We start from the raw sequence: 12,712 nt of genomic DNA, 5'->3' as shown, positions 1-12,712 counted from the left end.
TCCAGGTCGAAGATGAGGCATGGCCACCTGGCACAATTGGGCTCGCACCGAGAGTGCGGCACCTCGCCGTTTCGAGACCCCCGGCAGCACCGACGACCTCGCGCGCGTCGTCGTCCGCGCCTCCGAGCAGGGCGAACATGTCAAGGCCGTGGGCGCCGGGCACTCGTTCACCGGCGCGGCCGTCACCGACGGCACGCTCATCTCGCTCGACCGGATGTCCGGTCTCGTCGCGGTGGAACCGTCGGCCACCGGCGCGCGCGTCACCGTGCGGGCGGGGACGCGACTGCGCGGCCTGGGCGACCTGCTGTGGGCACAGGGCCTCGCCGTACCGAATCTCGGCGACATCGACGTGCAGTCCGTCGCCGGCGCGATCTCGACCGGCACCCACGGCACCGGCGCGACCTTCCGCGGACTGGCAGCAGCCGTGTGCAGCGCGACGATCGTGCTCGCCGACGGCCGGATCGTCGACTGCTCCCCCGAGCACGAGCCCGACCTGTTCGAGGCCGCCCGGCTCGGCCTCGGCGCCCTCGGCGTGCTCGCGACCGTGACGCTCGATTGTGTCCCCGCATTCCGCCTGCGCGCAGAGGAAGCCCCCTCGTCGCTCCGCACCACACTCGATGTCCTCGACGAACTGCGAAGCGGTGTCGACCATTTCGAGTTCTACTGGTTCCCACACACGGACGGCGTGCTCATCAAACGCAACACCCGCCTCCCCGGTGAGGCACCGGTGCAGCCGGTCGGGCGGGTGCGCACCCTCCTCGACGACGAACTGCTCTCCAACGGCGCCTTCGCACTCCTCCAGCAGGTCGGGACGCGGGTTCCCGCCACCATCCCGGCGCTGAACCGGGTCGCGTCCCGGGCGTTGTCCCCGCGCACCTTCGTCGACCGCAGTTACCGGGTGTTCGCCTCCACCCGCCGGGTGCGGTTCCGGGAGATGGAGTACGCGCTCCCCGCCGAGCACCTTCCAGCGGTTCTTCGCGAGATCGATGCGTGGCTGCAGCGCACGGACGTTCGTGTCGGTTTTCCGGTGGAGGTGCGGTTCGCGCAGGGCGACGATGTCTGGTTGTCCACGGCGCAGGGCCGCGATACCGCCTATGTGGCCGTGCACCAGTACCATCGGCGCGACCACACGCCCTACTTCGACGGTGTCGAGCCGATCCTGCGCGCCGCGCAGGGACGCCCGCACTGGGGCAAGCTCCATTCCCTGACCGCGGACGCTCTACGCGAGCTCTACCCTCGGTTCGACGACTTCCTCGCCGTGCGCGACCGCGTGGATCCGCACCGCACCTTCACGAACCCGTATCTGCGCCGCGTCCTGGGCGAATGACGCCCGAGCCGACTCACCCGGACGGACTCAGAGGAAGGCGGCGTCCCACGAATTGCGCCGGAGCACATCCCGTTCGGCATCGGTCAGACCGAGCTGATCCTTCAGCCCTGCGAGGTTGTCGTCGACGTAACCACCGAAATAGGCGGGATCGTCCGAGTGCACGCTCACCGACAGGCCCGCCTCGAGCATGCGGCGCAGCGGATGGTCGGCGAGCGTATCCACCACGCGTAGGCGGACATTCGAGAACGGGCAGACGGTGAGGGGAATGCTCTCGTCGACCAGGCGCGCGACGAGTTCGGGATCCTCGAGCGAGCGGATGCCGTGGTCGATGCGCTCGGCGCCGAGCAGATCGAGCGCCTGCCGAACATATTCCGGAGGTCCCTCCTCCCCCGCGTGCGCGGTGATGTGCAGCCCTTCGGCCCGCGCCGCGCGAAGACGTCCTCGAACAGTGACGGCGGGTGACCGACCTCCGCCGAGTCCAGGCCGAGAGCGATGATCGGCGCACCGAGGCGCAGCAGTTCGCCGAACACCTCATGCGCTTCGGGCACGGGGCGATCGCGCACGATCGACGCGATCATCGCCGCATCGACCCCGAACTCCCGGTGTGCCCCGGCGACCGCGTCGGAGAGCCCGGCTACGACCTCTGGCAGCGGGACACCGCGCGAGGTGTGGGCCTGCGGATCGAAGAAGAACTCCGCGTGGGTGACACCCGCCCGCGCCGCACGAGCGAAATAGGCGCGGGCGAGGTCGGCGAAGTCCTGCGCGGTGCGCAGGACCTCCATGTTCGCGTAGTACAGGTCGAGGAACGACTGCAGATCGGTGAACTCGTAGCGGCTGCGCAGATCGTCGAGATCGCGATAGGGCAACTCGATGCGGTTCCGCTCGGCGAGGGCGAGGATCAGCTCGGGTTCGAGCGTGCCCTCGATGTGTACGTGCAGTTCTGCGAATCCGTCGGTCACCTGATCCTCGTCATCTCTCGTTCGGTCTTTCAGCGACCCTTCCACACCGGAGCTCAGCGACCCTTCCACACCGGAGCTCAGCGACCCTTCCACACAGGGGGTCGCTTCTCGGCGAATGCGGTGGCGCCTTCACGCGCGTCCTCCGAGGTGAACACGGGCGCCATGATCTCCATCTGCTTCGCGAATGCTTCGTCGCTCGACCAGTCGGCCGAGCGGACGATGATCTCCTTGGTCGCCGCCACGGCGAGCGGTCCGTTCGCTGTGATGCGCTCGGCCAGTTCGAATGCACCCTCGAGCGCCCCACCGGGTTCGGTGAGACGATTGACGAAACCGTATCCGTAGCCTTCCTCGGCGGTGAACGCGTCCCCGGTGAGGGCGAGTTCGAGGGCCTTCTGGTAAGGGATGCGCGACGGCAGGCGCAGCAGGCCACCGCCCCCGGCGACGAGGCCGCGCTTGACCTCCGGGATGCCGAACTTCGCGTCCTTCGCGGCGACGACGAGGTCGGTGGCCAGGACGAGTTCGGTTCCGCCGGCGAGGGCGAATCCTTCGACGGCGGAGATGAGCGGCTTGCGCGGCGGCGCCTCCGTGAAGCCGAGACCCTTACCGGGCACGACCACGTTCTCGCCTGCGACGAACGCCTTGAGGTCCATGCCCGCGCAGAAGTTGCCGCCGGCGCCGGTAAGCACACCGACCGACAGGGAGTCGTCGCTGTCGAGCTGGTCGACCGCCTCGGCGAGCGCGTGGCTCACGGCGGCGTTGACGGCGTTGCGCGCCTCGGGCCGGTTGATGGTGATGACGAGAACGCGATCGCGTCGTTCGAGCAGGACTACGTCGGACATGGACACACCTCTCCACTACGAAAAATGCCGGTTCATCGGGTTACAGGCTGTATACCGGACGGGAACCTGTTGCAGGGTTCACGACACCCGGACGGCGATCGGATCGACGAAGCCCTCGTCGTCGATGCGCACCTGATCGCCCGTGCGGAACCAGCCGTCCTCCGTGAACGTCTCGTCCGTGGCGCACGGATCGCGCCAATAGCGGCGGGCCACGCTCGGTCCGCGACAGAGCAGTTCGCCGACACCGTGTTCGGCATCGGGCCCGAGCAGCGCGATCTCGATCCCTCCGAACGGCACTCCGACACTGCGGGGATGGCGGGAGCGGTGTTCCGAAGGCAGCAGCAGACCGATCCCTCCCGTCTCGGCGACTCCCCAGCCCCGCACACACCGCGAGGTGGGGAAAGCTGCGCGGAGGTGCCGCCACGGTGCGCGGATCACGCGGGATCCCGAGACCACGACGGTCCCCCCGGAGGCGAGGGTGGGCAGCAACTGGACGCTGCATCCGACCGCCGTGGACAGCGGCGCCGTCAGCACGGTCCGTACGCCGTCGCCGACGAGATCCATTGCGTGGGCGACGGCCTCGATCGTCGACAGCACGTTGGTGTTCGTCAGTTCGACGCCGCGCAGTCCACCACCGGCGACGCGCACGTAGTAGAGCACCGCGAGCTCGTCCGGTGACGCACCTCCGTCGAGGAAGGCGACACCGTCGGGCAGATCGGAGTCCAGGGTGAGAACCGCACCGCTGTGGACCCCGATCTCCGCCGTTTCCTCGGGGCTGCAGCTCGGGTCGGGGAGCACCGGAACACCTCCGGCAAGGACCACGCCCAGGAACCCGATCAGCCAACGGACCCCGTTCGGCTGACAGACGACCACCCGGTCGGTGGGGCCGACCCCCTGATCGAGGAGACCACCGGCGACGCGGGCGGCGGCGGCCCACAGTTCGCGGTAGGTGAGTGCGCGGCCGCATCGGTCGACCACCGCGACGCGGTTCGCGAAACGCAACGCACTCCGATCGAGCAGCTCGGCGATGCACGGCTCCAGGCAGTCGTACTGGAGGATGCCGCTGTCGCGGCGAGTGACCCGATCGTCCCGGAGCCAACGACTCCCTGCCGGAATTTCCACTACGGCCACCGACATGCCACCTCCCACCCGGCGTGCGTGCCTGCACTATATGGCGTGGATCACAGCCATGTGAGGAAACGGCGGGTCACGGACAACCGGGGAAGGTGCCGCAGGGTGGTCGCTGGAACGTCCGTCAGGCGCTCGCTGCCGCCGAACGCTCCTCGGCGGCACGCTGTTCCTTCTGGCTCGCGGGACGGTCGAAGGCGAGCGCGGCCACGAGCCCGATGAGCAGGATGCCGGCGGGAAGCCACAACGATTCGGCCATCGCCGCGGCGAACGGTTCGTGCAGGGGCTCCGGCAGGACGGAGCCGGACGTCTCCATCTCCGGCGCCCCTCCTCCCCCGCCGACACCGTTGGCGCTCAACCGCGCCGCCATGATCGCACCGAGAGCGGCACTCCCCATCACCGCGCCCACCTGACGCGTCGTGTTGTACACACCGGAACCCGCCCCGGCCCGGCTCGGTGCGAGACCGTTCGTCGCGGTGGCCGAGAGCGGCGACCAGATGCCCGCGTTCGCCACCCCGATCAGGGCGATCGGCAGCAGCAACTGCCAGATCTCCGCGTCGGGGGTCATCACCAGCGCGAGCCAACCCAGCCCGATCGTGAGCAGCGAGAAGCCGGTACCGGCGATCAGCCGCGGATGGACCCGGTCGACGAGCCTGCCCACGAGCGGCGCGAGCACACCACTGAAGACCGCCATCGGCACCATGAGCATCGCGGCGCCGGTCGGGCTCAGACCGCGCACCGACTGGGCGTAGAACATGATCGGCAGCATGACGCCGGTGATGGCGAAACCCATCGTCGCGATACCGATGTTCGCCAACCCGAAGTTGCGGTCCCGGAACAGCGACAGCGGTACGAGCGGTTCACCGCGGTTGCGCGACTGCTGGACGACGAACACGACGAGCAACACGATGCCCAGCCCGATCAGCACCCACACGCGGGCGGTCCACTCGAACGAGTTGCCCTCCTGGATCCCGAACACGAGGCAGAACAGGCCGGCGCCGCTGAGCAGCATGCCGAGCACGTCGAACCGGTGCGGGCTCGTGGGCAGCACCGGCACGTACCGCACTGCGAGCGCGAACCCGACGATCCCGACGGGCACGTTCACGAAGAAGATCCATTCCCAGCCCAGCCCGTCGACCAGGACACCGCCGGCCAGCGGCCCGACGAGCGTCGCGACCCCGGCCACGGCGCCCCACAGGCCCATCGCGGTCCCGCGCCGCTCACGCGGGAAGATCCGGGTCACCACGGCCATGGTCTGCGGCGACATGAGCGCCGCGCCGAATCCCTGGAACACGCGGGCGACGATGAGCATCTCGATCGTCGACGAGAAACCGCACCACAACGACGCGATCGTGAACAGCACCAGCCCGCAGAGGTAGACCCGGCGCTGACCGAAGCGGTCGCCGAGGCGGCCCGTCACGAGCAGCGGCACCGCGTAGGCGAGCAGATAGGCGCTCGTGACCCACACGACGGCGGCGATGTCGGCCCCGAAGGTCCGCATGATCGCCGGGTTGGCGACGGCGACGATCGTGCTGTCCACCAGGATCATGAAGAAGCCCAGGCACAGAGCGCCCAACGCCGCCCAGCGGGCACCGTCGGACATCTCCACCGCCACATCGGACCCGCGTTCGCGCGTGTCCACCCCGCTGTCGTCGCTCACCGGACCTCTCCCCTCGTCGGCGGTCTACGGTAGCGGGGTGGACCCGCACATCTCGAGCATCGCCGCCCTCGCGTGGTGTCGTGCACTGGGCCTACCCGACGGCGCACTCGTCGAACCCGGGTGCGTGACGCGTGTCGACGACTCGTTCCGCGACGTCCGACTGCTCGCCGTGGGGCGCGCCACCGCGATCGTCGGACCCGACGCCGCGGTCTCCCGCCTCGCGGCCGAACCCGACCCGGCCGAGATCGATGCCCCGAACGCCGAGCTCGTCGTCGCAGGCCACGCGGGTCGCACGGAGATCCTCGCCCTGTGCACCGACTGGATCGACGCGACACGCGTCGAGAACCCGCTCATCTCCGACGACCCCGAGGACCTCGCCGAACTGCTGCGGTGCTGCCCGCCCGACGACGTCACCGAGGCCGAACTGTCGCCGACCGGGCCGTCGCGCGTGTTCGTATTGCTCGACAACGATCACCGTCCCCTCGCCGGCGCGGCCTACAGCGAACTCGGGTCGTTGCTGGCCGATGTGCGGGTGCTGACGACACCGCCGGCGCGCCGGCTCGGGCTCGCCTCGACGGTCGCGACGCTGGCGACCCACGACGCGCTCGACGCCGGACTCGTCCCGCTGGCCCGCATGCGCCGCGACAACCGCGGTGCCCGGACGGTCGCGGCGGTGTCGGGATACGACATCTGGGGAACCCTCGTGACGGTTCGGGTTCCACCCGGGAAGTGACGAGTGTGCACGGAAGGATGCGTAGGTGACCGAGAACAAGTACGTCGAGCCGGGTGCGGAGTTCGCCCGCGACACCAACTACATCCGAACCCGCATCACCGCGGACGGGCGCGACGGCTATCCCGTCGAGTCGGGGCGGTACCGGCTCGTCGCCGCCCGGGCGTGCCCGTGGGCCAACCGCACCCTCATCGTGCGGCGGCTGCTCGGTCTCGAGGACGCTCTGTCGCTGGGACTGTGCGGCCCGACGCACGACGAGCGCAGCTGGACGTTCGATCTCGACCCGGGCGGGGTCGACCCCGTCCTCGGCATCCCGCGACTGCAGGACGCGTACTTCGCGCGATTCCCCGGATACGACCGCGGCATCACCGTCCCGGCCGTCGTCGACGTGCCCACCGGGCAGGTCGTGACGAACGACTATCCGCAGATCACCCTCGACTTCTCCACCGAGTGGACGCAGTTCCACCGCGAGGGCGCCCCGGATCTGTATCCCGAGGAGCTACGAGGCGAACTCGACGAGGTGGCCGAGCTCGTCTACCAGGACGTCAACAACGGCGTGTACCGGTGCGGTTTCGCCGGTTCGCAGGAGTCCTACGACAAGGCCTTCGACCGTCTCTTCGCCCGCCTCGACTGGCTCGAGGAACGCCTCGGGGCGCAGCGCTATCTCGTGGGCGAGACCATCACCGAGGCCGACGTGCGCCTGTTCACCACGCTCGTCCGGTTCGATCCCGTCTACCACGGGCACTTCAAGTGCAACCGGAACCGGCTGGCGGACTTCCCGGCGCTGTGGGCCTACGCGCGCGATCTGTTCCAGACACCCGGCTTCGGCGACACCATCGACTTCGTTCAGATCAAGCAGCACTACTACCTCGTGCACACCGACGTCAATCCCACGGGCATCGTGCCGAAGGGACCGGACCTGTCGAACTGGCTCGATCCGCACGGCCGTGAGGCCCTCGGCGGGCGGCCGTTCGGGGACGGCACACCGCCGCCCCCGCCGCGTCCGAGCGAGGTGGTCCCCGAAGGGCACGGCACGGTCGCCCGCTGATCCCCTGCGACGCTGACCCCCCTGCGACGGTTCCTACGGCCGGCGGGGCCGGTAGGTGCCGATCGTCCAGTACACACCGTGCGGGTCCCGGCAGGTGAACCCGTGCGATCCGTAGTCCTCGTCGCGGAGTTCGACGGTCACGGTCGCGCGGACCGCCGGGTCCTCCGCCTGCGCCGAGGCGAGCACCCTCTCGTACAGGGCATCGACGGTGACGTCGTCGGGAAGCACGAGATAGGCGGCGCCCCTGTCGGCGTGCTGGTCGAGCGGCGACCCGCGACCGGTCGAGCCGAGCATGACCCCTCCGCCGTGCGGCCAGAGCAGGGCTGCGTGGTCGACGCGATCCCCTTCCCCGTAGACCTCCGCTTCGGCGAACCCGAGGGTGTCCACGAGGAAACGGATCGCGCCCCGGGCGTCGGTGTAGGCGAAGCACGGCCACACCGTGTCGACGGTGGGTGTGAGGGTGGTCGACTGCTGCGTGGAATTCGTTGTGTTCGTCATGTCTCCGAGTGTCGGCCCGGAACCCCCCGGTCGTCTTGGACGAATGGGAACACCTCGTCCTCGAGCCACCGCGACGGCGGGACGCCCGCCAGATCGCGCCAGTCGCGGGCGAGATGCGCCTGGTCGTAGAAGCCGCACTCGGCGGCGACATCGGCGAGGCGGCGGCCGGGGTCGGCCCGCAGCATCCGTCGCGACCGGTCGAAGCGCGCCACCCGGGCCACGTCCTTCGGGGACAGTCCGAACTCGGCGGCGCACCGGTTCGCGAGGTGTCGCCTGCTCCATCCGAGTTCGTCCGCAACAGCGCGGACCGGGCGAGCCGGGTGCGTCACGAGCAGGTGCCAGGCGTGGACGAGGTGCCCGTCCGGACTCGTCGACCGTGCGGCGACCAGGCGGCGGGTGAGAATCCGGTCGAGGACGGCGAACCGCTCGTCCCACGATTCGACCGCGGAGATCCGGTCGAACAACTCCCGGCCGTCGGCGCCGATGACGTCCTCGAGATCGACGGCCCACGGCCCGAGCGCGGCGGCGGGCACACCCAGCAGGGCGCGCGCACCCGCGGGGGTGAGCGCGAGTTGGATCCCGTGCTGCCGGCCGTGGTGGACGATGGGCACCGGTTGCGTCGACAACCCTCCGGCGAGCGCGTCGAAACGTTCCGGGCACCGTCCGTCGCCCCGCGAGAGTTCGACGGGTTCGGAGATCGTGAGGATTACGGTGACCTCCGGAGAGGGCATACCCAGATGGGTCCCCGACGGGAAACCGTCGAGCCGATACCCCTCGTACGACCGTACGTAGGGTGTCAGCAGGGGTGTCGGACGCCGCCTGGCGCCGTCAGACTCACCGACTGCGGACCCGGTCATGGCACCAGCGTAGTGAGAGCAGTCCGGAAGACAAGAGCACCGGAGAACAGGGGCACGATGAGCAACAAGGCAGGCGTCGCAGAGGCCTTTATCGTCAAGATGCTGGACAACGGCGCGAGGCTGCAGGGCCCTGCGGTGGCCAAGTACGTCGATCTCATGCGGCGCTCGCACCCCGACGAGTCCCCGGCGCAGATCATCGAGCGGCTCGAGAAGCAGTTCCTGCTGACCGTCACCGGCAGCGGGTCCGCGGCGGGCGCGACCGCAGCCTTCCCCGGCATCGGGACACTCGCGGCCATCGGCGCGGTCGGCGCCGAGACGGCCTTCTTCTTCGAGGCGTCCGCGCTGCTCACCCTGGCCATCGCATCGGTGCACGGGATCGAACCCCACAACCACGAGCAGCGCCGCGCGCTGGTGCTCGCCGTCTCCCTCGGTGACGCCGGCCGGGAGATCGTCGCGACCGCGACCGGCGCGTCGCTGCGCAACTGGCCCAAGGCGCTGACCACCGGCGCGGGCGGCACCCAGCTGAAGACGCTGAACAATTCCCTGGTCAAGAAATTCATCCGCCGGTACTTCGCCAAGCGCAGTCCGCTGCTGATCGGCAAGCTCGTCCCCGCTGGTATCGGCGCCGCGATCGGTGGCGTCGGCAACCGTGCGCTGGGCAAGCGCACGATCCAGAACGCCCGCGACGCCTTCGGTCCACCGCCGGCCGCGTGGCCCGTCGCACGTCCCGTCCTCCCGGCGAGCGGAGAGGCACCGGCGCTCGACACCGGTGTTCCGGTCCCGAAGGACTGACCGTGACGGCCGACGGGAAGGTGTTCGTACGGGAGTCCGGTGCGGGACCACGCACCGTCGTTCTGCTGCACGGCTTCTCCGATCACGGCGGTACGTGGTGCAAGGTCGCGCCGGCGATCGCCGAACGGCACCGGGTGCTCGCGGTCGACCTGCCCGGTTTCGGACGTAGCGCGCAGCACTGGGAGACCCCCGTGCTCGACCACTATGTCGACGTCCTGGCCGACCTCGTCGACGACGTTCCCGAACCGGTGTCGCTGGTCGGGAACTCGCTCGGTGCGGTCACCGCACTGGTGTTCGCGTCGGTCCACCCGTCCCGGGTCGACCGCGTGGTGCTCGCCGACATGCCGGGTCTCGCCGGGATCCCCCGGTGGTGGACACAGGGTGCACGCATGCCGGTCGAACTGTCGCGCCTGCTGCCCGCTCCGGTGATACAGCAGGCCATGGGTGCCCTGTACGCGCGGGCCGCCGTGCACCGGCGCGGCACCTTCGACCGGGCGGCGCGCACGGCGTTCGCGGCGAACTACGCGACCCGCGAGCAGGTCGACACGCTGCTGACCGTGGGCCGGCACGCGATCGGTGAGCTCGGCCGACTGCCGATCCCGGAGATGGTGCACGCCCTCGACATGCCGGCCCTGCTGGTGTGGGGTGCACAAGACCGGTTGACGCCCGCTCACGCCGCACGACGGGTGCAGGCCGGCGGCCGGAGACGGGTGGTGATCATCCCCGATGCCGGGCACTGTCCTCAGCTCGACGCGCCCTGCGAATTCCTCGACGCCGTCCTGCCCTTCCTCGACTGACCCGTAAGCTCACGGCGACCGCGGCACCAGCCGCACCCATCTCTCGACGACGCGGGGGTCCGAATCCGTGACAGCACCGTCAACGCAACCGCCGTACGGCACACCCGATCCCCGGGTGCCCTCGGGGGCACCGGGCGCGGGGATCGCCGTCCACGGCCTGAACAGGACGTTCGGTGACCACACGGCCGTATCGAATCTGTGGTTCACGGTGCCGCCGGGCTCGATCACCGGCTTCCTCGGACCCAACGGATCGGGCAAGACCACCACCCTCGGCATGATGCTCGGCCTCGTCCGGCCGAGCGCCGGGAACGCCTTCGTCGACGGCGTGCCGTTCACCTCCCTGCAGCAGCCTGCACAGGTCGTCGGAGCGGTGCTCGACGCGCGCAGCGCCCACCCCAAACACCGGGCGCTGACACACCTGCAGATCTACTGTGCCGCGATCGGCGTGCCCGACGAACGGGCGAGGCAGATGCTCGACCTCGTCGGCCTGGGGTCGGTCGCGCGGCGTCGCATCGGGGAGTTCTCCCTCGGCATGCGGCAGCGACTCGCCCTGGCGACGGCCCTGCTCGGACAACCGCGTTATCTCGTGCTCGACGAACCGGCGAACGGACTCGACCCCGAGGGCATGGCCTGGCTGCGCGACTTCCTCCGCGCATTCGCCGCCAACGGCGGGACCGTGCTGATCTCGAGCCACATCCTGCGGGAGATCGAGCAGATGGCCGACCGCCTCGTGATCATCGCGAACGGTCACCTGGTCGCGGAGACCTCGATGACCGATCTGCGCGACGCCTACCGCTCGCGGGTGTTCGCCGCGGCCTCCGACCCGGCCCGCCTCGCGACCGCACTCGCCGCGGCCGGGCACACCGACGCGCAGGTGCAGCAGGACGGACGGCTCGCGGTCGTCGGCGTGACTTCCGACCGCATCGCCGAGATCGCCGCGACCGCGGAGGTGACGCTGTTCGGGACGAGTGTCGAGCACGTCGATCTCGAGCAGGTCTACCTGGCGATGACGGCCGGTCGCTACGCGGCCGCGCCGGTCGTGCAGTATCCGGGGCACGGAGCCCACCATCCGCCGGGCGGGCAGTATCCGCAGGGCCCGCAGTACCCGAGTGCCCAGCAGCACCCGCAGGCCCAGCCGTATCCGAACGGCCAGCAGTATCAGCAGTACCCGACCGCACAGCAGTACCCGAACTCACAGCAGTACCCGAACTCACAGCAGTACCCGCAGTCGCAGTGGGGACAGCCGAACCGACCGCCGACCGGGCAAGGAGGTCCCACCGCATGACCGCGCTTCTCACCGCCGAGTTCCGCAAGGTCCTGAGCCTGCGCTACTGGTGGATCCTCGGCATCGCACCGCTGCTGGTGGGGCTGTTCTGCGGGGCGCTGACGCTGCCGGTCGCGCGGCAACTCGAACTCGGCTTCGGTGACGGTTTCGCCGAGGCCGTCGCCGCTGCGGTCGGCATCTCCCTCTCGTTGTCGCTGGTGTTCCTGTTCGCCGCGATCTTCGGCGCGGTGGCGACGGGCAACGAGTTCGCGCACCGAACGATCGTGACGACCTTCCTCACCGCGCGGGGACGCGACCGGGTCGTCGGCGTGAAGTTCGCGACCGTCGCCGTGATCGGGCTGCTGTACTGCATCGTCACGGAAGTCGCGGCGGCCGCGACGCTCGTGTTGTTCGGTGGGGGCTTCGACGGTGCCGACCTCGGATCGGTCGCCGAGGTGATGGGCATCGGTCTGTTCTGCGCGCTGATGTGGTCGCTCATCGGAGCGGGGCTGGGTCTGCTCACACGGTCGACGACGGGCAGTGTGCTTGCGATCTGCGCGTGGGTGCCGTTCGGGGAGCTGATGGTCTCGGTCGTCCTGCACGGTCTCGGTCTCGGCGCGATCGCGTCGTACCTGCCGGCGCAGGTGACCTGGTACGTGCTGTTCTCCGCGGTGTCGATGCCCGAGGACGTGACACTCGAGATGACGTGGCCGGCGGCCCCGCTGCTCCTGCTCCTCTGGACCGTGGTGCTGGGCGGCCTCGGCTGGTGGCGCGCCCGCACCGCCGACGTCGTCTGACACGTTCGATCACCTG

The 12,712-nt window shown here is 69.8% G+C and carries 12 protein-coding genes and 1 pseudogene; 7 read left to right on the top strand and 6 right to left on the bottom strand.

Features of this window, described 5'->3' with window-relative positions; translation table 11 throughout:
• Positions 1 to 19 precede the first annotated feature (19 nt).
• Positions 20 to 1,327 (top strand): D-arabinono-1,4-lactone oxidase, encoded by a 1,308-nt coding sequence (locus tag ACQR3U_RS07495; protein WP_230810101.1) that lies wholly within the window; start codon positions 20 to 22, stop codon positions 1,325 to 1,327.
• 27 nt (positions 1,328 to 1,354) lie between these two features.
• Here ACQR3U_RS07495 and ACQR3U_RS07490 read toward each other — a convergent pair.
• The 4 genes and pseudogenes from ACQR3U_RS07490 to ACQR3U_RS07475 form a co-directional block, all read right to left on the bottom strand.
• Positions 1,355 to 2,286, bottom strand: a pseudogene (locus ACQR3U_RS07490) (adenosine deaminase).
• A gap of 77 nt (positions 2,287 to 2,363) precedes the next feature.
• A complete protein-coding gene (locus tag ACQR3U_RS07485; protein ID WP_024103470.1) occupies positions 2,364 to 3,125 on the bottom strand; it encodes a crotonase/enoyl-CoA hydratase family protein in 762 nt (253 codons plus the stop codon).
• Between the two features lie 78 nt (positions 3,126 to 3,203).
• Positions 3,204 to 4,247 carry a class I adenylate-forming enzyme family protein gene (locus ACQR3U_RS07480; RefSeq protein ID WP_230810170.1) on the bottom strand — a complete coding sequence of 348 codons (1,044 nt, stop codon included), beginning with the start codon at positions 4,245 to 4,247 and terminating at the stop codon, positions 3,204 to 3,206.
• Between the two features lie 133 nt (positions 4,248 to 4,380).
• Positions 4,381 to 5,856 carry an MFS transporter gene (locus ACQR3U_RS07475; protein ID WP_024103468.1) on the bottom strand — a complete coding sequence of 492 codons (1,476 nt, stop codon included), beginning with the start codon at positions 5,854 to 5,856 and terminating at the stop codon, positions 4,381 to 4,383.
• 94 nt (positions 5,857 to 5,950) lie between these two features.
• Between ACQR3U_RS07475 and ACQR3U_RS07470 the strand changes: the two genes are divergently transcribed.
• Together ACQR3U_RS07470 and ACQR3U_RS07465 are read left to right on the top strand one after the other, a co-directional pair.
• The gene (locus ACQR3U_RS07470; protein WP_230810100.1) at positions 5,951 to 6,646 is read left to right on the top strand and encodes a GNAT family N-acetyltransferase; all 696 of its coding nucleotides are present in this window, start codon (positions 5,951 to 5,953) and stop codon (positions 6,644 to 6,646) included.
• Between the two features lie 25 nt (positions 6,647 to 6,671).
• The gene (locus ACQR3U_RS07465; protein WP_230810099.1) at positions 6,672 to 7,691 is read left to right on the top strand and encodes a glutathione S-transferase family protein; all 1,020 of its coding nucleotides are present in this window, start codon (positions 6,672 to 6,674) and stop codon (positions 7,689 to 7,691) included.
• A gap of 33 nt (positions 7,692 to 7,724) precedes the next feature.
• Here the strand turns inward: ACQR3U_RS07465 and ACQR3U_RS07460 are convergent, their stop codons facing one another.
• Entirely contained in the window at positions 7,725 to 8,189 is a 465-nt protein-coding gene (locus tag ACQR3U_RS07460) for a VOC family protein (protein ID WP_006554329.1), read from the bottom strand.
• Positions 8,186 to 9,046 carry an AraC family transcriptional regulator gene (locus tag ACQR3U_RS07455; protein WP_033097311.1) on the bottom strand — a complete coding sequence of 287 codons (861 nt, stop codon included), beginning with the start codon at positions 9,044 to 9,046 and terminating at the stop codon, positions 8,186 to 8,188. The genes ACQR3U_RS07460 and ACQR3U_RS07455 overlap by 4 nt, the downstream gene beginning before the upstream one ends.
• 57 nt (positions 9,047 to 9,103) lie before the next feature.
• Here ACQR3U_RS07455 and ACQR3U_RS07450 point away from each other — a divergent pair, with 57 nt between their 5' ends.
• From ACQR3U_RS07450 to ACQR3U_RS07435, 4 genes are all read left to right on the top strand, one after another.
• Complete coding sequence (locus tag ACQR3U_RS07450; RefSeq protein WP_006554327.1) at positions 9,104 to 9,838, top strand: hypothetical protein; 735 nt, start codon at positions 9,104 to 9,106, stop codon at positions 9,836 to 9,838.
• 2 nt (positions 9,839 to 9,840) lie between these two features.
• Positions 9,841 to 10,635, top strand: a complete 795-nt coding sequence (locus ACQR3U_RS07445) for an alpha/beta fold hydrolase (protein WP_230810098.1) — start codon at positions 9,841 to 9,843, stop codon at positions 10,633 to 10,635.
• Between the two features lie 67 nt (positions 10,636 to 10,702).
• The gene (locus ACQR3U_RS07440) at positions 10,703 to 11,920 is read left to right on the top strand and encodes an ABC transporter ATP-binding protein (protein ID WP_372477543.1); all 1,218 of its coding nucleotides are present in this window, start codon (positions 10,703 to 10,705) and stop codon (positions 11,918 to 11,920) included.
• On the top strand, positions 11,917 to 12,696 hold the full coding sequence (locus ACQR3U_RS07435) for an ABC transporter permease (protein WP_006554323.1): 780 nt from the start codon (positions 11,917 to 11,919) through the stop codon (positions 12,694 to 12,696). Before ACQR3U_RS07440 ends, ACQR3U_RS07435 begins: the two co-directional genes overlap by 4 nt.
• Positions 12,697 to 12,712: the final 16 nt, after the last annotated feature.

Origin of the sequence: Rhodococcus sp. IEGM1339 (assembly GCF_050321925.1) — a bacterium.
Lineage (GTDB): Bacteria > Actinomycetota > Actinomycetes > Mycobacteriales > Mycobacteriaceae > Rhodococcus > Rhodococcus pyridinivorans.
This window is presented reverse-complemented; position numbering and strand designations above follow the sequence as displayed.